Below are 19,533 nucleotides of genomic sequence, written 5' to 3'. Positions count from 1 at the left end.
GAAATGGTAGTCTGTTAGTTGACTTTTTACAATATGTGCAAATCATAAAAACCTCCCCCGCTTACCAAAGCAGGGGAGGTTTTCCATTTCTAACCCAAAAAAATCCCTAACCTAATCCACGTCAGGAACAATCTTGCAAATATAAGTAGTCAATAAATCAAATAAATCCTTCGAACGATTATTGAACCGAAATTCCAGTTCCTTCAGATATAAGGGAAAGCGATGCGGGGAAATTCCCTTGTAGCGCTTGAAACGCTGACGGGCGAATTGCCAGAACTCACCGCCGGAGATTTCGATGTGCGGGGTTATATCCGGGTATTTGCGGATGTAATCCAGCGGCAGGGAATCATCTCCGCAGAGGATCAGGGAATCGTACTTCTGGTAGCGGTCGGTGTGGATAATGCTTCCATGCCGGACCAGCTTGAGGTGGAAGTTGTGGTTGAAGTGGAATACCGATTCCGCAGTGATGTTCTGCATTAAGTCGATGAACACCCAACCGTTCTTTTCCATTATTCCGAATACGGGGATGGTTCCGGTGACCTTCTTGGAAGGTACCCCGGTCAGCTTCTTGTTCTTGAGATGGGTATGCAGCCCGGTTTCAGGACTGAGCAACTGCTGGGCATCGATTGCCTGCGCGAGAATGGCGAAACGCAGGGCGGTGATGGCCTTGTAGGTTGCGTTATAGGAAAGTTCCAGATCGAGCGAGATTGCATGCGCGGTGTGATCTTCGGCGAACATCTGGATCAGGCGCACCCATTCTCGGGCGGAGAGGCCGCCGTTGTTGATCCAGCGGCCGCTGAAATCCTGAAAGGTGTACTTGCAGGAAGAACAGCGGTAGCGGTCACCGTTGAGATTGTAGAGCTTGTGCTCCCGGCAGCGGGGGCAGAAGGGCTTGCGGTCTCCCAAGGCTTTGTGCAGCAGGTATTTTCTGGCTTCCTCTTCTGAGGAGGTCAGACGTTCCAGTAATTCATCTCTGCTTTCAGAAACAGTACTCATAACTGATTCTTCTACCCGCCTATTGCCGACATCTGTGTTTCGCATACACCTTCACATCCTGATCTTTTTTCTAAGAGATGGTACCCCAGTGGTTTGTCGACGGTGGCCTCTGCAATTAACTTGCGCAGATCATCATCGTTCATGTCGGGGTTCCTTAAAATTTCCCGCAGGCCGTAGGTTTTGTCGGAGAAAAGACAGGTGCGCAGCTGACCGTCGGAGGTGATGCGCAGCCTGTTGCAGGTGGCGCAGAAATGGGAGCTGACCGGGGAAATCAGACCCAGCCTTCCTTTACCTCCTTCGATGGAGTACATGCGCGCGGGGCCGTGGTTTTCGGGCCTTATCTTTTCTTTTTTGAGTACAGCAAATTGCTGGGCCTGCTCAAGGATATCGTCAGCGGACCAGAATCTGCTGTCGGACTTGGTGTCATCGCCCATGGGCATGAATTCGATAAAACGCATGTCGATGGGATTTTCTTTTGCAAAGTCGATGAAAGAACCAAGCTCCTTATCGTTAATGCCTTTCATGGCCACGGCGTTGACCTTGATCTTGATTCCGGCGGAGAGGCAGGCGGAAATGGTTGCCAGCACATCATTGAGATGGTCGCGTCCGGTAACCTCTTCGAAGCTCTGTCGATCAAGAGTATCAAGGGAAATGTTCAGCCTGTTGACCCCGATCTTTTTGAGCTCGGGCACCAGCGGTTCTATGAGAGTCCCGTTGGTGGTGATGCGCAGGTCCATTTCCGGGTGGCTGTTCATTACTTGCGAAATGAAATCCATAAATCCTTTGCGGGCAAAGGGTTCGCCCCCGGTTAAGCGCAGCTTGGAAATATTCATGGACGCAGCAAGGTCCACCAGGCGGAGCATTTCCTCGTAGCGCAGGATGTCCGGGTGGGGGATGTACTTGAAATCCTTGGTTACGCAATACATGCAACGCAGGTTGCAGCGGTCAGTAACACTCAGCCGTAGATAGCTGACTGTGCGGCCTATCTTGTCGGTGAGTACCATTCTAGAACCCCCAGACGGATAAGGTGCCCCGGTTGTAACCTTCTTCCACTGCTACGAAATCAAGCGGCAGGGATTCGAGGTCATTGAGGGCGGGCACGGAAACTTTGTCCACTTCCCGGAAGTCAGTGGTTTTCATGTAGGTCTTGCATGAATCACAGACATCCACACGGTAGCCCGGTGCTTCTTCCACGGTGAAAAATTTGAGGCTGTCCGCGTTGGTGTTGTCGCAGTAGGCACAGGCCATGCGGCGTACACGGTATTCGGTGTGGCAGAAGGAACAGTTGGCGTAACGGAAACCCTGTTTGTGATGCAGGCTGTGCATGAAAGGCACAGAACCGCAAATGGGACAGTGTCCGTGGTTGCGCGGTGCGGGCTGCTCCAGTTCGAAATCAAGTTCTTCGTTGTCAGCCCGTTCGGAGGTGTCTGCCTGCTGGTGGGGAAGCTTTTCTTCCAGTGCGGCTGCAACAGCCTTAATGGAAGGAGTCAGTGCGGACTGAACCAGAAAGCTCAGGGTGCGCGGTGCTTCGGGCATCTTTTCCGCCCAGCCCATGAAAAAGTCGTCATCGGTTTCAAGATAAGCCTTGAATGCCTGTTTCAGGTCCAGATCACCGGATTTGATGGCTACGCTGATCATTGCGGTAGCCTCGGCAATGGGACCTTCTTCCTTGCCTACCAGTTCTGCCAGTTTATCAAACAGCTTGCAGGCCTGCTCGTAATCGTATGTGAAATCTTCACGGGCAAGCAGCGGACGTCCTTGCAGATTTGCATCGTCGGGAGCGAGATCCGTCGGTATGGTCGGGGAGGAGTGCTGCTGGGCTTCCAGCTGGATTGCGGCAACATTAGAAATTAAATTTACAAGCTCTTCCGGAAGGAAAGGCTTTTCACGCAGCTCGGATACTTTTTTATCCAGCTGTTCTTTGGCACTGCTGTAATCGAAATTCATTATAAAAAACACTCCTTAAGAGAACCAGGCTGTAGGGTGGGCCGGGTTTGTTTCATTCCTGTTAAAAAAAGCATATGCCGTATCGGCAGCAGCTGCATAGGAGTGTTAATTACTTCCGTTTTGACACAAAGTCTAATCGATTATTTCAATAAAATATTATGGTTGAAATGATATAATTGTAAGTGGCTGGAAAAATTACAACCCGCAGATACGGTCCTGATCGTTGTAGACCCAGAATCCGGTTTTGCTGATGTTGCCGATTAGGGTGATGCCGATCTTGCGGGCCAGTTCCACGGAAAAACTGGTTGCCACGGCAGTGGAGGCCAGTATGGGAACACCGATGCGCACTGCTTTGAGCAGGATTTCCGAGGCCACGCGTCCGGTGGAGACGATCATTTTGCCGTCGGTGGGAACATCTTCAAGAAAGCACTGGCCGACAATCATGTCGATGGCGTTGTGCCTGCCGATATCTTCACGGAAGTAGAGCATTTCATTCGGGGTACACAGGGAGGAGTTATGGCAGCCGCGGGTTTTGTTATAAAGAGAGGAGCGCGAGTGCAGTTCATTGGCGTGGGTCAGGATCTGTTCCGGGGTCACGGTCAGTTCCGAGGTGATGGTCCGCTTTGAAATGGTGGAGACATTGCGCCCGAAGTTGGTGCCTTTACCGCAGCCGGAAGTGATGGAATATTCGAGAACCCGTCCTTCCCAAGGATCGTGGCTGGCACTGATGTCCGCGATGATGCGGTCATCATGTTCGGTGATTTTAAGGTCTGTGATCTGATCGCGTGAGGAAATATAGGCGTCTGATTTCAGGAAACCCACGGCCAGATAATCCGGGTAACGGGCTGTGGTTAGCAGGGTCACTACTTCGCGGCCGTTAAGGTTGATGGTTAAAGGGACTTCAAGGATGCTGCTGATCTCTTTTTCCTTGAACTCTCCACCGGAATACTCTTTTATTGTATAACTGAAACTTTCTTTCATCATGCTCCGCCTGATATATTTAATTCAGCATAGGGGGAACAGGCATTGCGGGCAAGTGCTTCTTTTTTGCGTCTATTTCTGCACATTTTTGGTGCAAAAATGGGTTAAGACTAAGAGTATAATTGTGCTCATATTGACATAGAGTCATGTTTCTGGTCTACCCTACACTAGCCCCGCCTACTATCTGGCGTGGTCTTAATTTGCGGATGATCTGGAATTTACTATTTTTTAAACAGAGTTCTTTTTGGAGGAAAAATGAAAAAACTTAAAGTATTACTGCTTACTCTCGCTCTCGTTTCCCTGCTCGTTGCTCCGGGACTGGTAAAAGCTGAAACACTGATGATGGCTACCACCACCAGTACAGATAACACCGGTCTGCTTGATGAACTTGCTCCCATGTTTGAAAAGGATACCGGCATTGAGCTGAAATGGACCGCTGTAGGTACCGGTAAAGCTCTCAAGATGGGCCAGAACTGCGACGTAGATGTTCTCATGGTTCACGCTCCCGCAGCTGAGAAAAAATATGTTGATATGGGCGCACTCAAAGACCGCCGCGAAGTAATGTACAACGACTTCGTAATCATTGGCCCCGCTTCCGATCCCGCAGGCATCAAAGGTCTTCCGGTTGTGCAGGCTATGAAAGCCGTTGCTGACGCAAAGGCTCCTTTTGTCAGCCGTGGCGACAACTCCGGTACCAACAAAAAAGAAATCTCCCTCTGGAAAGTAGCTGGCATGGCTGTTCCCGATAAAGCAAAATGGTACATCCAGACCGGTCAGGGCATGATCAAAAGTATCACCGTTGCTGAAGAGCGCGATGCATACATCATGACCGACCGCGGCACCTACATCAAATACACTGCCAACAAGAACGGGTCCCCCGAACTGAAAGTTCTGGTGGAAGGCGACAAGACTCTCTTCAACCAGTACAGTGTTCTGGCAGTTAACCCCGTGAACTGCAAGAATGCCAAGTACGAACTGGCTACCAAGTTCTCCGAGTGGATGGCTTCTCCCAAAACCCAGAAAGCTATTGCAGACTTCAAACTGCTCGGTAAAAAGCTCTTCATCCCTAACGCAAAATAAATTGTAATTTATGAGTGGAACTCCTCTGGGGTTCCACTCATTTGTATTCCCCCCTTTTATAATAAGTTTCGTTCTTGTTCTCTGTAAGCCCGTTTGGTATTAATAGAATTGCCGCGAAAGGGAGGGCTTAATACTTCATGGATTTTATTTTAAACGGTTTCTGGCAGGCATTCGTACTGCTCTTTTCCGCTGACCCGGAAACCTATTCCGCCATCTACACCACCATCTGCGTGACGACCATTTCCATCAGCGCGACCCTGATCATAGGTGCGCCGCTGGGCTTTCTGCTCGGCTATCACGAATTTCCCGGTAAGAGGTGTTTGCGCCTTATTGCCGATACCCTTCTTTCTTTTCCCACTGTTGTTATCGGGTTGCTGGTTTATGCCATGCTTTCCCGCAGAGGCCCCATGGGTGATATGGAGCTCCTTTTCAGTATCCCCGGTATCGCCGTGGGGCAGACTCTGCTCGGACTGCCTATCGTCATTGCCATGATGGCTACTGCGGTGGAGAATCTTGATTTGCGCCTCAAGCAGACCCTGCTTACCCTTGGTGCTTCACATGGGCAGATATTGCGCACAACTCTTTGGGAGGCCCGTTACAGTCTTATCCTTGCCGCAGCCGCAGCTTACGGGCGCATTGTTTCCGAGATAGGTATCTCGATGATGGTTGGCGGAAATATCAAGTGGCATACCCGGACCATTACCACAGCCATTGCCCTCGAAACGGGTAAAGGCGAGTTTGCCATGGGCATCGCACTTGGCCTGGTGCTCATGATGATTGCTTTTGCGGTCAACTATTCCATGTCAGGGATCAGAAAAAGGGCGGGCCAGTAATGCAGGATTTATTCAGGCTCGAAAATGTCTGTCAGCGTTATAATGGCCGGCAGGTCCTTTCTCTTAAGGATTTTTCAGTTGGCGAAGGGGCGATTGTCGGTTTAGCCGGACATAACGGCAGCGGCAAGAGTACACTTATGCGTATGCTTGCATTTTTGGAAAGCCCGGATTCAGGTAAAATTTTTTATGACGGCAGGGAAGTCGAGGAACCGGAATTGCGCCTGCGCCGTGAAGTTACCATGCTTACGCAGGAGCCATATCTGCTTAAGAGATCGGTGGAGGCAAACGTTGCCTACGGCCTTGAACTGCGCGGTGAAAAGAATATTCACGACAGGGTTTGCGATTCCCTGATTCAAGTTGGGTTGGACCCGGATAAATTTATGCACCGCAACTGGTTTGAGCTTTCCGGCGGGGAAGCGCAGAGGGTTGCCCTTGCAGCTCGTCTGGTTCTGAATCCACGGGTGCTGCTTCTTGATGAACCCACAGCCAGCTTAGACCTGGAATCTACAAAACTCATCCATGAGGCTTCGGTCTCTGCCCGTGAAGAGCAAGGCACCACCCTTGTTATCGTCAGTCACGATCATTTTTGGCTGCAAGAGGTCTCCGATACCATTTATCGGCTCGACAGCGGTCAACTGGCCGGTTGATGCTCCGGCTTCAGCAGATCGTTTACGGTTTTTACCGGAGAAAAGGTGCTTAGGGGCACCTCTACAAATATTGTCGTCCAGTCGGCCATGGCTCCGTTCCAGAGTCCGGGCAGTTCCATTGCTTTAAGCTCTTTCCCGTCTTTTGATTTCACTGAAATGAAGCCGGAATCCTTGTCTATTCTGTCAAGCAGATTGAAAGGTTTGCCTTCGTAATCCCGCAGCCCGCAGATGATATCTACCGGGTTGAAGTGTGTGGCTTTGGCCATGCATGCAGCCTGATCCGGTTTGCTCAGGTCGACTTGGCTTTTTTCCACGATTTGAGGTGCCGGGATACCGTCCGGTCCGTTTACCCAGAAAGGGCCACCTCCGGGTTCTCCCGTGTTTTCAACCATTCCACAAACCCTGATCGGGCGGTTCAGTTTTGAGAGCAGCCATTGGGATTTCTCGTTGTCTTCCAGTGTGCCGTAATCGTCAGGCAGTGAGATGGAAAGACGGTCAATCATGAAGTTTTCGGTTTGTCCCAGCTCGCTTGCGTCCTGTTTGACCTTACGGATATGCGTAAATATCTCTTCCTGTAATTGCACCAGTAGTCCGCCGAGAATCTGCTTGTTTTCGATGGTATCTTTTTTCAAATGGTCAGGTGCTACGTTGTCGATATTTTTCAGGAAGACAATGTCGCCTTCAAGGTCATTCAGATTTACCAGCAGGGCGCCATGTCCGGCTGGCCTGAAGAGTAATCTGTCATCATTCGTGCGGAATCCTTCGCCGCTGAGATCCACTGCAATGGTATTGGTCTGCTTGCGTTGTTCTGAGTATGAAATATGAAATTCTGTTTCCGGGTACCGCTCCAGTGTCTGGGAAACGTGTTCCATGATCCTTTCCCGGTGCTCAGGAGATACTGTGAAGTGGGCGCGGACTTTGTTGTTTGCGTCTCTGGCATATTCAATGGATTCAACAATATGTTCTGCAAAGGGAGTGCGGGAATGTTCAGGGTAGCTGTGGAACGGGATCAATCCCTTTGGAAGATTACCATACCCCAGGCCTTCCGGGCTGAGTACATAGTGCAGGATGGTCCTGAAATCCATGTCCCGGCAGGCGTCATCAAGATCAATTCCATTCTTGGTCATAATTATTTTCAACTCGTCATAGAAAGCGAATTTCTGCAGTGCCCCGATAAAAGTACGGCAGAATGCGACATTTTCATCGTTACCTTCAAGATTTGATATTTCGTCTTCAGCAGAGTTGTAGATTGCCAGCAGGGACTTGAACATGCGTGTTGCTGCCCCTGACGCGGGTACGAATTTTGTTATCCGACCCTTTTGAGCGGCCAGTTTATATTTTGCAAGCAGTTGCGAGCGTTCAGTACCATCAATGATAGTTATGCCGTCTCCGGGAGTGCAGGGCCTGAGCAGTGGGGTGCTTGGAAAGCCTGAACGGAATCTTTGGATCTGTTCAACGATGGTCTCCTCCGCAACTCCGCTGTCAATAATCTGCTGAATTACCTTTTCAGCTTCTTTGAGTAATATTTCTAAGCCTTCCCTGCTGTTTTTCCTGTTTGAAGATTTCATTTTTATTTTCTCCTGCACTGGAATCAGTTCAAATATAGATGTCATATATCAGGTTTTAGTTTGATTAATGTGCTTATAGCATCTTGTGGGAGCGCGCGCCATAATTGCCAGAAAAATATTTATCCATTCCTAACATGTATTGATTTCAAGTGGATTTAGCTTCTTCAAGCTGTTATCCTAGGCCTAATCCCCGTAGCCGTAGGAGGAGCCATGAAAAAAAGCAGCTTCAAGGTCCAAAAGAAGAATGATCGCAAGAGTTTGACTTCGGACATTAGGGATCATGTAATTTACTCTCTGAGTAAGGAAGTTAAGGATGCCAGCGAATGGGATGCTGGTAAGGCCCTTGCTTTAGCTTTGCGTGACAGGCTGGTGGAACGGATGATCGAGACCCGTGACCGCTATCGGAAGGTGAAAGCCAAGCGCATGTACTATTTCTCCATCGAGTATCTGTTGGGGCGCTGTCTTGGTAATTCCTTGTGTAATATGGAGCTTCTGGACCTCTGCGAGGATATTTTCAAGGATCTCGGTTACGATCTGGACGAAGTCCGGGCCAGTGAGCGTGATCCCGCCCTCGGTAACGGTGGACTAGGCAGGCTGGCGGCCTGTTTCCTAGATTCTCTGGCGACTCTCGATCTTCCCGGTTGCGGGTATGGAATCCATTACGAATATGGCTTGTTCCGGCAGTCCATCCACAACGGTTATCAAAAGGAGCTTGCTGATTACTGGATGAAGGAAGGCATGCCCTTGCAGATTGCCCGCCCGGACCAGTCGGTTATTGTCCCTCTTTACGGAAGGGTGGAAAGTGCGGTTACTCCCAGCGGTGAGTATCTGCCCATGTGGGTGGACTGGGATGATATTATCGGGGTTCCCTACGACATTCCTGTTGTTGGCTACGGTGGAAAGACCGTAAATTATTTGCGTTTGTTTGCTGCCAGAGCCTCAGAAAATTTTGACATGGCTATCTTCAACCATGGCGATTACATCAGGGCCGTGCAACGCAAGATTGAATCCGAAATGGTTTCTAAGGTCCTCTACCCAACGGAATCTGTCTCGTTCGGTAAAGAATTACGGTTGGTTCAGGAATATTTCCTCGTTGCCTGCGGATTGCGGGATATTACCCGCAGGTTCCTTGCCCAGAACAAGAATTTTGAAGAGTTTGCGGAATACGTAGCCATTCAGCTTAATGACACCCACCCGGCCCTGACTGTCGTTGAGTTGATGCGTTACCTTGTGGATGAAAGGCGGATTGAATGGGAGAAAGCTTGGGAGATCACCCGTGCGACCTGCGCTTACACCAACCATACTTTGTTACCCGAAGCTTTGGAATTGTGGTCGGTTTCATTGATTGAAAAGGTTCTGCCGCGTCATTTGCAGATCATCTATGAAATCAACAGCCGTTTCCTGAAAAAGGTGGAAGACAAATATCCCGGTGATAATGAAAAACTGCGGCGTATGTCCCTGATCTGTGAGGATGGGACCAAGAAGGTGCGCATGGCCAATCTCGCGGTGGTCGGTTCCCATTCGGTCAACGGGGTCTCTGAACTTCATTCCGACCTGGTCAAGACTCGTTTGTTCCCTGATTTTTATGAGCTTACCCCGGACAAGTTCAACAATAAGACCAACGGGGTGACTCCGCGTCGCTGGATACTCAAGGCCAATCCAGATCTTTCTGCATTGCTTACCGATACTTTAGGAAGCAGTTGGATTACTGATCTGAATGAATTGCGTAATCTGGAAGCTCACGTTAATGACAGTGAGTTCAGGTCCCGGTTTATGGAAGCCAAGCGAAATAATAAGATCAAGCTGGCTAATTTCATAAATGCCACCTTGGACGTAAATATTCCGCCGGAGGCTATTTTTGATATTCAGGCCAAGCGTATCCATGAATACAAGCGGCAATTGCTGAATATCCTGCACGTAATGCATCTCTATCTTGAGTTGGTCGACAATGAGGTGGAACCCTCCTGCGCACGGGCTTTTATTTTTGCTGGTAAAGCTGCTCCCGGTTACTGGGAGGCCAAGCAGATAATCAAGCTTATTCATTCCGTAGCCGATGTGGTCAACAATGATCCGCGAACTCAAGGTTTGATAAAGGTGGCCTTCCTGCCAGACTACCGAGTTTCTCTTGCGGAGAAGATTATTCCCGCCTGTGATGTAAGCGAGCAGATTTCAACAGCAGGAACCGAGGCTTCGGGAACCGGAAATATGAAATTTGCCATGAACGGGGCTTTGACTGTCGGTACTTACGATGGGGCCAATATTGAGATGCTGGAAGAGGTGGGAGAAGATAATTTCTATCTTTTCGGACTGAAGCAGGAAGAAGTGGAAAAAGCTTTACGGGAAGGGAGTTACCATCCCCGAGAAATCTACAACCACAGTCCTGAGATCCGGCAGGTTTTTACTGCCTTACTGGAAAACAGGTTCTCACCGAATGAGCCGGACCTGTTCCGTTGGTTGGTCGATAAGCTGCTTACCGATAACGAACAGTACATGCATCTGGCTGATTTCAAATCATACAGCGAAGCCCAGAAGCGGATCGATAAGGATTACGCTGAAAGGGAAATCTGGTCTGCTAAGGCTATTTTGAATACCGCGCGCATGGGTAAATTCTCAACAGACCGGACCATGCAGGAATATGCAAAAGATATCTGGAATATTAAGGCCGTGAAGTCATAATAAAAAAAGGACCGGATTTCCGGTCCTTTTTTTATTTAACTTTTTTAAGGCGAACGGCTGTGCCGTAGCAGGAATAGAATTTGTCTCCTTCAGGGTGGAATGAGACTGATTCCCTGTAGCCTACGATAGCATCGGCATTGGCATCAATTGCCTGGGCAATGAGGCCGTAGAATGCATTGTCAAAGTTATAGCTTCGGCAGACTATCAGGCCGAATGTTCCCAGAACTTCCCGGTTGGGAACTTCTTCGGTGGTCACAATTTTTACATTTCCGCCCAGATAAAGGTTGCGAGCCATATCAAGACGCTGGTCTTTTTTCGCATCTTCAATGGTCCTGCTCGTTTTGCGGTTGGGGCTTCCGAACATTAACGCCATATTTAAAATCCTTTTTTGCAGTCAATATTGATTGATGATTTCTGCCTCAAATATGAATTTATTTCAACTGAATGAATGTGCCGTGCTTTGGTCTTGAGGTTTTAGTCAAAATCTTTTTCAAGGAGAGAAATCTCCTTGTAAAGTAAGTTCAGGTTTTCAGTGGTTTTCTCAAGAGCAAGTTCTGCATCAACCTTCGTATCTGATTTACAGGCTTTCTCTAACTCAAGGGCGGCCATAGCCAACTCGCCTGCAGATATATTTGCTGCTGAACCTTTCAGGGTGTGTGCTTTATCTCCGGCTTCCTTTAGTTGATCTGCTTGCAGCAGCTTTTGTATATCTGTGCTGAAGTCGATGTTGTAATCTCTGAAATTGCGCAGGATACTGATCAGAATCCCCATGTCTCCACCAATGCGTTCGAGTACCTCAGGAATATTTATCTCACGGTATTGTTCATCGTCCAACCGTGGAGTGGGGGCAGGTCTCTGCGGATTTGCCAAGGCAGGTTGTTCATTCTTTTGATCCTGCTTCAGGTGATTGCGAATGATGCTGATCATCAGCTCTTTATCAATGGGTTTGGGAATATAGTCGTCCATGCCGGAAGCAATGCATTTTTCCTTGTCCCCGCGCATGGCGTGGGCTGTCATGGCGATGATCGGCAGGTCTTTCATTTTCAGGTCATTGCGGATTATGGTTGTAGCCTCGTAACCATCCATTTCCGGCATTTGAATATCCATAAGAACGATGTCATAGCCTGCTTCCTGCACCATCCTGACTGCTACCGCGCCGTTGGGGGCTGAAGCTATTTCTATTCCGGTGGGCTCCAGTATCTGTTCAGCCACCTGTTGGTTGATGGGGTTGTCTTCTACAAGAAGCATTCTGAAGGATTTGAATTCATTTTCGATCGGCTTTGAAGGTTCATATGAGTATTCTTTGGGAATATCATAACCGAAGGTTTCCATGATGGAATTGAACAGGGTGGACTGTTTGAGCGGTTTACTGATCATCCTGTTGATTTGAGCGTTTTGGGCCTTGGACAGTGCGGTGTTAAGCTCTGTGGCGGTGATCATTAATATGGGGAGCTCTTCTTTGCTGTATGTTTTGCGGATCTCAATACTGGCTTCGTCCCCGTTGATGCCGGGCAGTTTGAGGTCGATGATAAGCAGTTTGAACTGGTTGTCCTTCTTTTCTTCAATAAGCTTGATAGCTTCTTCGGCACTGGCAACGCTGGTGGGCTGGAAACCGAACTGTTTGAGATAACGTACCAGCACGCTGCGGACCGCAAAGTTGTCGTCGGCCACCAGAACCGGCTGATTCTTCAGCTCCTGCGGAATTTCAAAATCCATCAGGGACGTTTCCACCGCGACGGTAGGAGTGATGGTGAAGAAAAATGTGCTGCCGTCCTCCGGTCTGCTGCGGAACCAGATATTTCCACCCATGAGATTTACAATGCGTTTGGAGATGGAAAGCCCCAGTCCTGTGCCGCCGTATTTGCGCGTAGTGGAGCCGTCTGCCTGCTTAAAAGCTTCAAAAAGATGTGGTTGCACTTCTTCAGGGATTCCAATCCCCGTATCCTTAATGGCAAATACAATCTCTGTTTTTTTGGCGTTTATCTGGTCGGCGGAAACAGTGACGATGATTTCGCCTTTGCTGGTAAATTTAAATGCGTTGGCTGTGATGTTGACCAGAACCTGGCGCAGTCGCAGGGGGTCACCGATTATACGTTGCGGTACACCGGGCCGGATGTCGATTACCAGCTCTGTCTGTGAAGCTACCATCTGCTCAACAAAAAGATCGCTGATATCGTGGATGAGCTGGTGCAGGTTGAAGTTAACTTCTTCAAGGCTGAGTTTCCCGGCTTCGATTTTTGAGAAGTCGAGAATGTCGTTTATCAGCCGCAGCAGGACTTTACCCGAACTGATGATGATCTTTATGAATTCACGTTGCTTGGAGGAAAGGTCGGTTTCCATGGTCAGGTCAGCCATACCGATGATGGCGTTCATGGGAGTGCGTATTTCGTGACTTACGTTGGCCATGAATTCACTTTTTGACCTTGAAGCGGCTTCAGCTTCATCCTTGGCTATTTCCAGTTCGCGGTTGATTATTTTGAGTTCACGGTAACTTTTTTCAAGGTTTTTATTACTCTGGTGGATTTTTTCCTGCAGCTGTCCACTGTATTGTTTGAGCTTCAGGTCCTACTCCTCAATCTGTTGCAGCATGTTATTAAAGTTGTTGATGAGGCTTTTCATCTCACCTTTACATTCTATTTTCACCCGGGAACTGTAGTTTTTATCCAATGAAATCTGTCTGGCGGTCTGGCTTAACTTGGTAATGGGAGAAATGAGAATCCTGCGCATGGTCACAAACAGCGCGAGGTTGATCAGGATAACCAGCAGCATGGTGCGCAGTAGTGAGTTGAGCAGCGACTGATATAGCTCATCATCAATGAATTTGGGGGAAAGGAAAATTTCAACAGCCCCGATGGGTTGATTCATGATTGAAATTTCAGCTTTGCGCTTTACGAATTTACCAATGGGCCAGTTCTTAAAATTGATTATGTTCCATGTTTCGTTGCGTATTTTTCCGGCAAAAACATTGTTGCCGTTGTCTTCTGTTACCAGAATAGCCTTGATGCGTTTGTCATTCATTTCGGAAAGCAGGATACGGTTGATGGCTGCCTGGTCAACGTTCCAGAGCGGCGTAATCAGGGATTCGGAAAGTCTTTCAACAAGTCCGTCTGCTTTCTGATTGAGTTCGTCCAGCATGTTGCTGCGCATGGAACTGTAGTCGTATGCCCCTGAAACAACGAATGAAATCAGGGATATGACAACGATCAGAACTCCGATTCTGGTTTGTACCTTATCTATTTTTAACAATTTCAATCCGTTGTTTGATTAGTTGGGCTTATTTCCATAATCCTGCTATAGATATAGACAACTGTTTAGCATTCCAGCATATTCAGTGCAAGGCAAAGAGTCTGAACGGGGGGATAATTATTTGCTTCCTGACAATGGACAAGCTGTCTTTCAGGCGTTAGATACTCCCCATCCCAAAAAGATTAAGGACGGATTTGAATAAATGAAAATAGCCCTGTTACAGCTCAACCTGACAGTTGGCGATCTTGAAGGAAACGTGGAACTCATCCTTGATGGAGTTAAAAGGGCCGCTGAACGCGGTGCAAGGCTTTGCCTTACCTCCGAACTTGCCCTGACCGGATATCCTCCGAGAGACCTGTTGCTTAATGCGGATTTTGTCTGCCGTTGCCGTGAGGCAGTATCCGAGATTTCCCGGCGTATGCCCGAGGGCGTGGCTCTTCTGGCCGGGGGAGTAGACCTCAATCATGAGAGAGCCGGCAATCCATTGCGCAACGCCGCATGGTTGATTGAGCATGGAGCAGTTCCTAAAGTATTCTACAAATGGTTGCTGCCCACTTATGATGTCTTTGATGAGCAGCGCTATTTCGAACCTGCTGAAAATGTAAATTTCTTTGAATTTGACGGGCTGAAAATCGGGGTGACCATCTGTGAGGATGTCTGGAATGACCGCGAAAACCATAATGGAAGGCGTTACGGAAGCAACCCCATTCCGCAGATTATGGACATGAATCCTGATGTGCTGGTCAACCTTTCCGCCTCTCCATTCAGCATCGGCAAGCAGCGGACCCGTGAAAAGCTTCTCGGCGATATAGCTTCCAAGTACAAGGTGCCGGTTTTTTACGCCAATCAGGTGGGCGGTAATGATGATCTGGTCTTTGACGGACGCAGTTGCGCCTTCAACACCGACGGTAGCCTTGCCGCCCGCGGGCACGGCTTCGAAGAAGATGTGGTCATTATTGAATCCGACTGTTCGGCAGGCCGTATTGAGGAAGATGATTTTTGTGAGGAAGCCGAGGCATGGCAGGCCATGGTCCTAGGGCTGCGTGATTACCTCGGCAAGACCGGATTCAGTAAGGTTGTACTCGGGCTTTCCGGCGGTATTGATTCTGCTCTGACCGCTGCGGTGGCTGCTGAGGCCCTCGGTGCTGAGAATGTAACCGGGGTGCTTATGCCTTCACCGTACTCCAGCAAGGGCAGTGTAGATGACTCCCTTGATCTGGTTAAAAATATAGGCATTAACTGCACCACCATCCCCATCGACAAGCTTATGGATCAATTTGAGGAGTCCCTTGCGCCTACTTTTGAGGGGCAGCCTGCCAACGTGACTGAAGAGAATATCCAGTCCCGTATTCGCGGTAATCTTGTCATGGCTATTTCAAACAAGATGGGCGCCTTGCTGGTCACCACCGGAAACAAGAGTGAACTGGCTGTTGGATACTGCACCATATATGGTGATATGGCCGGAGGACTGGCAGTTATTTCCGACCTTTATAAGACTCTTGTTTTTCGGGTTTGCCGCTGGCTTAATGAGCAGGGCAAAGGCGAAGTAATCCCGGTTGCGATTATTGAGAAGCCGCCGTCCGCAGAGCTTCGTCCGGGGCAGAAGGATGAAGATTCATTGCCGCCTTATGATGTGTTGGACCGAATTATTGAATTGCGGGTGGAAGGCCACAAGGCGGAGAGTGAGATTATTGCTGAAACCGGATTTGATGTTGAAACAGTGCAGCATGTGTTGCGTTTGATCAGGATTTCAGAATTCAAACGCAAGCAGGCCGCACCGGGGCTTAAAATTACTTCAAGGGCCTTCGGTACCGGATGGCGTATGCCCATTGCATGCAGGTTTACCGGATAGTCTTTTCTGTTTTGAATTTACATGAACAGCCCATCAGCCCGTGTGGATTTGATGGGCTGTTCTTTTATGTTTCGTCTGTTTCTTCTTCCATGATTTCAGCGCATATTTGCAGCCATTCCGGAAGTTTGGCACTGAATTTATTTTGTTCCAGCCATTCAGCCGAGAGAAGATGCGGGGCATAATCACTGTTTTTAACCCTCAATTCATGATCAAATGAATTAGCTACATGGATGGCTACGGCGGGGCTTAAGTCCACACTGCCCAGTCGCTGCGGATCATGGTGGCAGTATATGGCTTCAATTATGTCCTCTTCGAATCCCCAGATAGCCAGTAGGTAGGCTCCCACTTCCGCATGGGTGAAGCTCAGGATATCTTTTTCCGCTTCCTGTATTGGTATATTGGAATCACGAACAATGCTCAGGATGGTCGAGTATTCTTCCGGATAGGATGTGGCGAGGACCAGCTTGCCGATGTCATGCAGAAATCCGGAAAGAAAGGTGTGTTCGGCCTGTTCATTGCTTCCGCCTTCAGCTTTAATGATGGATCGAGCCATCAAGGCTGTGTATTGGCAGTGTTTTCCCAGTTCCTCTATGGAAAAATCAATATTGACTTCTTTAGTTGAGTTGAAGAGGTGGATTCCGAGCACTAGCCCTTTGAGGTTGTCCAAACCCAACAGGGTAACAGCCTGCTCCGGGTTGGTCACTTTGGAGTAGAGGCCGAAAAACGGTGAATTTACCAGCTTGAGCAGTCCTGCGGTCATACTCATGTCTTCACCGATCATTTTGCCGATATTGCTTATCAGCACATCTTCTTTGCTCAGCTCTCTTTCAAGCTTCATAAAGAGTTCCGGCATGGTGGGGAGTTCTTCAATTGAAGCAATTCCCTTTGCCGCTCTCTCATTAAGGAATACGTTCTTTAGACGCAGGCTTTTTTTGATTTTTCCGATTAATTCCGACTGTGGATATGGTTTGGTTATGAATTGATGGGCGTATTTAACAAATTTCAGGCAGTTCTCTGAATTTACTGATTCGGAAATAATGAAACGAATACTTCCGGGCTGGCGGTACTTGATTTCATCAAGGAGTTCATCTCCTTCGAAACCGTCGACTTGAAGTTCCATGGCAATGATATCATAGGGTCTCGTCCTGAGCAGGGCCATGGTCTCATCTTTGTTTGAAGCGTAATCAACCTGCCAGCGTTTTTTCAAGGCACTTAGCTGTTTATCGAGCATTTCCAGCTGAGCTTTATCGTTGTCGATGAAAAGTATGTTTTTTGAGCGGCCCATAATCATCTCCGGAAATATGAAATGTATCGGATGTATAGTCGGTTGTACCTGTTGCTAATGGTTTGACGATAGCACGGACTGTTTGTTTTGAAAAATAAAAAACCCCGCTTCGGTGATACCAAGGCGGGGTGGTTTGCTGTTTTGGGGTAGCTGTTATTTTTTGAGCAGCAAATAAGGTCTGTCGGAGATGAACTGCTCGTTTACTACTGTGATTCCTTCGGGCTTGTTTTCCCAGCGCTCATAGTATTTTTTCTGCATGATCAGAATCACGTTATCTTTTTCCGCGATGACCTTTTCGATTTCTTCAAGGTCGCTGGTTTCGTGGATATTGGTCCCGGCATAGTAAGAGAAAATGCCGGAATAGATTTTGTGGGCCATGGGATAGCTGCCTTCTGCAACGTATTCCTTCATCATTTCACCGGTCTGGCGGGGGCTCATGAGCGGATCAAGTGAGGGCAGGGTAATCAGGGCCAGCGGTTGCAGCCAGATGACCATGGCAGCGGTCATAACCAGTAAACCTTTGTATGCGCCCGATTCTTTAAGTCTAAGCAGTGCTAGTCCGGCAAGGCCCATGATAAGGACAGTAAAGGACAACCCGTGCAGAGTGATATCAAAGGGAATCAGTACTTCGGCAAAAGGTGCAGCAACAGCGAGCAGCAGGTAGAAACCGGCGATGGCGATCCACAATCTTTTGGAGTTGATGACCGGTTCCTGTCCGTTTTCGCCGAAAAGTCCCCGTGCGGTGAGCATGGCAAGGGGAGCGAAAAGGGGCAGGATGTAAATCAGTACCTTAATGCTCAAGCAGGTCAGCATGACAAAGCCGCTGATGAACATGATCCATGCCCAGTCCCGGCCTTCGTTTTTTGACTCTTTGCGCTGGGAAGTTACCTTCACCCAATGGTCGATGGAGAATATTTTTTTCAGCGGTACTGCGAAAATAGCCAGTGTCCACGGCAGCCAAGCCAGAGGGAAGGCGATCAGGTAGTACTGGAAAGGCTCTTCATGGTGGAAGGAGCTGACCGCGCGCTGGTAAATCTGTTTGTAAAAGATATTGTGGATGAAAGATGAGCCGTCCACGATAAGCGCACCCACAACCCATGCCAGCAGTATAGCCAGCAGGATGCCAAGCCCCTTGAGCAGATTCTTGTTACGCAGCAGCTTGATTCTACCTTTCCAGATCAGGAAACAGACTGCGGTGAGTAGGGGGAAGATCAGTCCCAAGGGACCTTTGGTCAGGGTTGCAATGCCCATGAATCCGAAAGCCCAGAGGAAGTATTTTGCGGAATTTTCATTCTGGAATCCTTTGTACAGACAGATATTGGCCCAGAGGATGAAACTGCCGAAGAGCAGGTCCATACGCGAATAGTGGGCGATACCGATGAAGAAAATATTGCTTAGCAGCACCAGTCCGGTGGCAAGGGCGGTTTTGCGTCCGCAACCAAGGGTACGGGCAAGGGCCACTGTGGAAAGCAGGAAAAATGCTGCGGAAAGTGCTGAACCAAGGAAAAACACACTGATGCCGTCCGCCGGGGTCAGGGTGTCGATCAGGGACAGGAACCAGAAATATATTGGAGGCTTATCCGGGTAGGCAACTCCGTTTAAATACATGACCAGCCAGTGTCCGGCGTCCTTCATCTGAGTGTAGACGTCGGCGTAGCGGACCTCATCGGAAAACCAGAGGGAACGGTAGTCCATGGTGAATATGGACTGCAGGAAGATGATGAACAGGACACTGAGCCATGGATTGGCTTCCATTATGTCCCAGATGAACGGTCTTTTTTCATAGCGCATAGGCTAGTCCTCTTTGGAAAAAAGGTGAATGGCGAATCCGGCTACTGATCCAAGCATCCAGCCGCAGAAAACATCACTGGGGTGGTGCCATGTCAGGTAGATGCGGCTGAAGGCAACGGCTGCGGCGAAAGTCCCCAGTCCCAGAGTCAGCAGCAGGTTCCGGTAGCGTAGAATTAAGGGCAGGCTTGCCCCGTAAACTTCACATGTATGGCCCGAAGGCATGGAATGGTAGACACCCTTGGTTGACATCGGCTCGAAGAACGGGCCTTCGCCTGGACGGGGCTTGCCGATGGCGATTTTTAGAAAGCGCACGGCGATTAGGCTCACTGCCAGCTGCACCCCAAGAAAAACAAGGGCAAAACGTAATCGTGACTTATCGGTTTTGCGTTGCTTGATACCCGTGATCAGAAACCAGAGGTAAATGGGGTAAAAGCAGGTATTTCCCCAGTTGGTTACGATTTTGGCAAAAGATTTCAAGTCCGGATGGGCCTGCGCATGGGCCTCGAAAAAGGCCAGTACTTCCGCTTCGCTGCCGAAGTTGAAACAGAGAGCAGCGAAGATCAGCAGCAGGGGCAGGGAGCCCAGAAAGTAATGGCAGAGGGTCAGGTTTCTGTTAATGAACGAATTCAAT

General features: G+C 48.8%; 16 protein-coding genes. 5 read left to right on the top strand and 11 right to left on the bottom strand.

Going from position 1 to position 19,533, the window contains the following annotated elements; translation table 11 throughout:
* Window positions 1–111: 111 nt before the first annotated feature.
* The 4 genes from ACO05Z_RS14710 to fdhD form a co-directional block, all read right to left on the bottom strand.
* Window positions 112–996, bottom strand: a complete 885-nt coding sequence (locus ACO05Z_RS14710) for a transposase (RefSeq protein WP_421904189.1) — start codon at window positions 994–996, stop codon at window positions 112–114.
* A gap of 11 nt (window positions 997–1,007) precedes the next feature.
* Complete coding sequence (gene moaA, locus ACO05Z_RS14705; RefSeq protein WP_421902936.1) at window positions 1,008–2,000, bottom strand: GTP 3',8-cyclase MoaA; 993 nt, start codon at window positions 1,998–2,000, stop codon at window positions 1,008–1,010.
* A 1-nt stretch (window position 2,001) separates the two neighbouring features.
* Window positions 2,002–2,943 (bottom strand): formate dehydrogenase accessory protein FdhE, encoded by a 942-nt coding sequence (locus ACO05Z_RS14700; RefSeq protein WP_421902935.1) that lies wholly within the window; start codon window positions 2,941–2,943, stop codon window positions 2,002–2,004.
* A gap of 195 nt (window positions 2,944–3,138) precedes the next feature.
* Window positions 3,139–3,924: a formate dehydrogenase accessory sulfurtransferase FdhD gene (fdhD, locus tag ACO05Z_RS14695; protein ID WP_421902934.1), complete on the bottom strand. Its 786-nt coding sequence runs from the start codon at window positions 3,922–3,924 to the stop codon at window positions 3,139–3,141.
* A 255-nt stretch (window positions 3,925–4,179) separates the two neighbouring features.
* On the opposite strand from fdhD, the gene ACO05Z_RS14690 reads away from it, so the two are divergent.
* The 3 genes from ACO05Z_RS14690 to ACO05Z_RS14680 all read left to right on the top strand — a co-directional run bounded on the left by ACO05Z_RS14690 (window position 4,180) and on the right by ACO05Z_RS14680 (window position 6,484).
* On the top strand, window positions 4,180–5,004 hold the full coding sequence (locus tag ACO05Z_RS14690) for a substrate-binding domain-containing protein (protein WP_421902933.1): 825 nt from the start codon (window positions 4,180–4,182) through the stop codon (window positions 5,002–5,004).
* A 137-nt stretch (window positions 5,005–5,141) separates the two neighbouring features.
* The gene (locus tag ACO05Z_RS14685; RefSeq protein ID WP_421902932.1) at window positions 5,142–5,837 is read left to right on the top strand and encodes an ABC transporter permease; all 696 of its coding nucleotides are present in this window, start codon (window positions 5,142–5,144) and stop codon (window positions 5,835–5,837) included.
* Complete coding sequence (locus ACO05Z_RS14680; RefSeq protein WP_421902931.1) at window positions 5,837–6,484, top strand: ABC transporter ATP-binding protein; 648 nt, start codon at window positions 5,837–5,839, stop codon at window positions 6,482–6,484. Before ACO05Z_RS14685 ends, ACO05Z_RS14680 begins: the two co-directional genes overlap by 1 nt.
* Here the strand turns inward: ACO05Z_RS14680 and ACO05Z_RS14675 are convergent.
* Entirely contained in the window at window positions 6,469–8,052 is a 1,584-nt protein-coding gene (locus ACO05Z_RS14675; protein WP_421902930.1) for a DUF4301 family protein, read from the bottom strand. The two genes, ACO05Z_RS14680 and ACO05Z_RS14675, sit on opposite strands and share 16 nt — an antisense overlap.
* A gap of 210 nt (window positions 8,053–8,262) precedes the next feature.
* Here ACO05Z_RS14675 and ACO05Z_RS14670 point away from each other — a divergent pair, with 210 nt between their 5' ends.
* Window positions 8,263–10,728 (top strand): glycogen/starch/alpha-glucan phosphorylase, encoded by a 2,466-nt coding sequence (locus ACO05Z_RS14670; RefSeq protein WP_421902929.1) that lies wholly within the window; start codon window positions 8,263–8,265, stop codon window positions 10,726–10,728.
* 31 nt (window positions 10,729–10,759) lie between these two features.
* Here ACO05Z_RS14670 and ACO05Z_RS14665 read toward each other — a convergent pair whose 3' ends face one another.
* The 3 genes from ACO05Z_RS14665 to ACO05Z_RS14655 form a co-directional block, all read right to left on the bottom strand.
* Window positions 10,760–11,101 carry a hypothetical protein gene (locus tag ACO05Z_RS14665; RefSeq protein ID WP_421902928.1) on the bottom strand — a complete coding sequence of 114 codons (342 nt, stop codon included), beginning with the start codon at window positions 11,099–11,101 and terminating at the stop codon, window positions 10,760–10,762.
* A gap of 101 nt (window positions 11,102–11,202) precedes the next feature.
* Window positions 11,203–13,134 carry a response regulator gene (locus tag ACO05Z_RS14660; RefSeq protein ID WP_421902927.1) on the bottom strand — a complete coding sequence of 644 codons (1,932 nt, stop codon included), beginning with the start codon at window positions 13,132–13,134 and terminating at the stop codon, window positions 11,203–11,205.
* 159 nt (window positions 13,135–13,293) lie between these two features.
* Entirely contained in the window at window positions 13,294–13,974 is a 681-nt protein-coding gene (locus tag ACO05Z_RS14655) for a HAMP domain-containing protein (protein WP_421902926.1), read from the bottom strand.
* 202 nt (window positions 13,975–14,176) lie between these two features.
* On the opposite strand from ACO05Z_RS14655, the gene ACO05Z_RS14650 reads away from it, so the two are divergent.
* On the top strand, window positions 14,177–15,826 hold the full coding sequence (locus tag ACO05Z_RS14650) for an NAD+ synthase (RefSeq protein WP_421902925.1): 1,650 nt from the start codon (window positions 14,177–14,179) through the stop codon (window positions 15,824–15,826).
* 64 nt (window positions 15,827–15,890) lie between these two features.
* On the opposite strand, the gene ACO05Z_RS14645 is transcribed toward ACO05Z_RS14650, so the two are convergent.
* The 3 genes from ACO05Z_RS14645 to ACO05Z_RS14635 all read right to left on the bottom strand — a co-directional run bounded on the left by ACO05Z_RS14645 (window position 15,891) and on the right by ACO05Z_RS14635 (window position 19,532).
* A complete protein-coding gene (locus ACO05Z_RS14645) occupies window positions 15,891–17,111 on the bottom strand; it encodes an HDOD domain-containing protein (protein ID WP_421902924.1) in 1,221 nt (406 codons plus the stop codon).
* Window positions 17,112–17,264: 153 nt separating this feature from the next.
* Window positions 17,265–18,902 (bottom strand): ArnT family glycosyltransferase, encoded by a 1,638-nt coding sequence (locus ACO05Z_RS14640; RefSeq protein WP_421902923.1) that lies wholly within the window; start codon window positions 18,900–18,902, stop codon window positions 17,265–17,267.
* A gap of 3 nt (window positions 18,903–18,905) precedes the next feature.
* Window positions 18,906–19,532, bottom strand: coding sequence for a phosphatase PAP2 family protein (locus tag ACO05Z_RS14635; protein ID WP_421902922.1), 627 nt, complete (start codon window positions 19,530–19,532; stop codon window positions 18,906–18,908).
* Window position 19,533 lies beyond the last annotated feature (1 nt).

This window comes from Maridesulfovibrio sp. (genome assembly GCF_965230075.1).
In the GTDB taxonomy this organism is placed as follows: domain Bacteria; phylum Desulfobacterota; class Desulfovibrionia; order Desulfovibrionales; family Desulfovibrionaceae; genus Maridesulfovibrio.
The sequence above is the reverse complement of the archived record's forward strand: the minus strand, read 5'-3'. Positions and strand labels throughout refer to the sequence as shown.

Bases quoted from the DNA above. Each gene is read 5' to 3' on its own strand.
- ACO05Z_RS14710 (WP_421904189.1), bottom strand. From the start codon at position 996: ATGAGTACTGTTTCTGAAAGCAGAGATGAATTACTGGAACGTCTGACC.
- moaA (WP_421902936.1), bottom strand. From the start codon at position 2,000: ATGGTACTCACCGACAAGATAGGCCGCACAGTCAGCTATCTACGGCTG.
- ACO05Z_RS14700 (WP_421902935.1), bottom strand. From the start codon at position 2,943: ATGAATTTCGATTACAGCAGTGCCAAAGAACAGCTGGATAAAAAAGTA.
- fdhD (WP_421902934.1), bottom strand. From the start codon at position 3,924: ATGAAAGAAAGTTTCAGTTATACAATAAAAGAGTATTCCGGTGGAGAG.
- ACO05Z_RS14690 (WP_421902933.1), top strand. From the start codon at position 4,180: ATGAAAAAACTTAAAGTATTACTGCTTACTCTCGCTCTCGTTTCCCTG.
- ACO05Z_RS14685 (WP_421902932.1), top strand. From the start codon at position 5,142: ATGGATTTTATTTTAAACGGTTTCTGGCAGGCATTCGTACTGCTCTTT.
- ACO05Z_RS14680 (WP_421902931.1), top strand. From the start codon at position 5,837: ATGCAGGATTTATTCAGGCTCGAAAATGTCTGTCAGCGTTATAATGGC.
- ACO05Z_RS14675 (WP_421902930.1), bottom strand. From the start codon at position 8,052: ATGAAATCTTCAAACAGGAAAAACAGCAGGGAAGGCTTAGAAATATTA.
- ACO05Z_RS14670 (WP_421902929.1), top strand. From the start codon at position 8,263: ATGAAAAAAAGCAGCTTCAAGGTCCAAAAGAAGAATGATCGCAAGAGT.
- ACO05Z_RS14665 (WP_421902928.1), bottom strand. From the start codon at position 11,101: ATGGCGTTAATGTTCGGAAGCCCCAACCGCAAAACGAGCAGGACCATT.
- ACO05Z_RS14660 (WP_421902927.1), bottom strand. From the start codon at position 13,134: ATGGCCAACGTAAGTCACGAAATACGCACTCCCATGAACGCCATCATC.
- ACO05Z_RS14650 (WP_421902925.1), top strand. From the start codon at position 14,177: ATGAAAATAGCCCTGTTACAGCTCAACCTGACAGTTGGCGATCTTGAA.
- ACO05Z_RS14645 (WP_421902924.1), bottom strand. From the start codon at position 17,111: ATGGGCCGCTCAAAAAACATACTTTTCATCGACAACGATAAAGCTCAG.
- ACO05Z_RS14640 (WP_421902923.1), bottom strand. From the start codon at position 18,902: ATGCGCTATGAAAAAAGACCGTTCATCTGGGACATAATGGAAGCCAAT.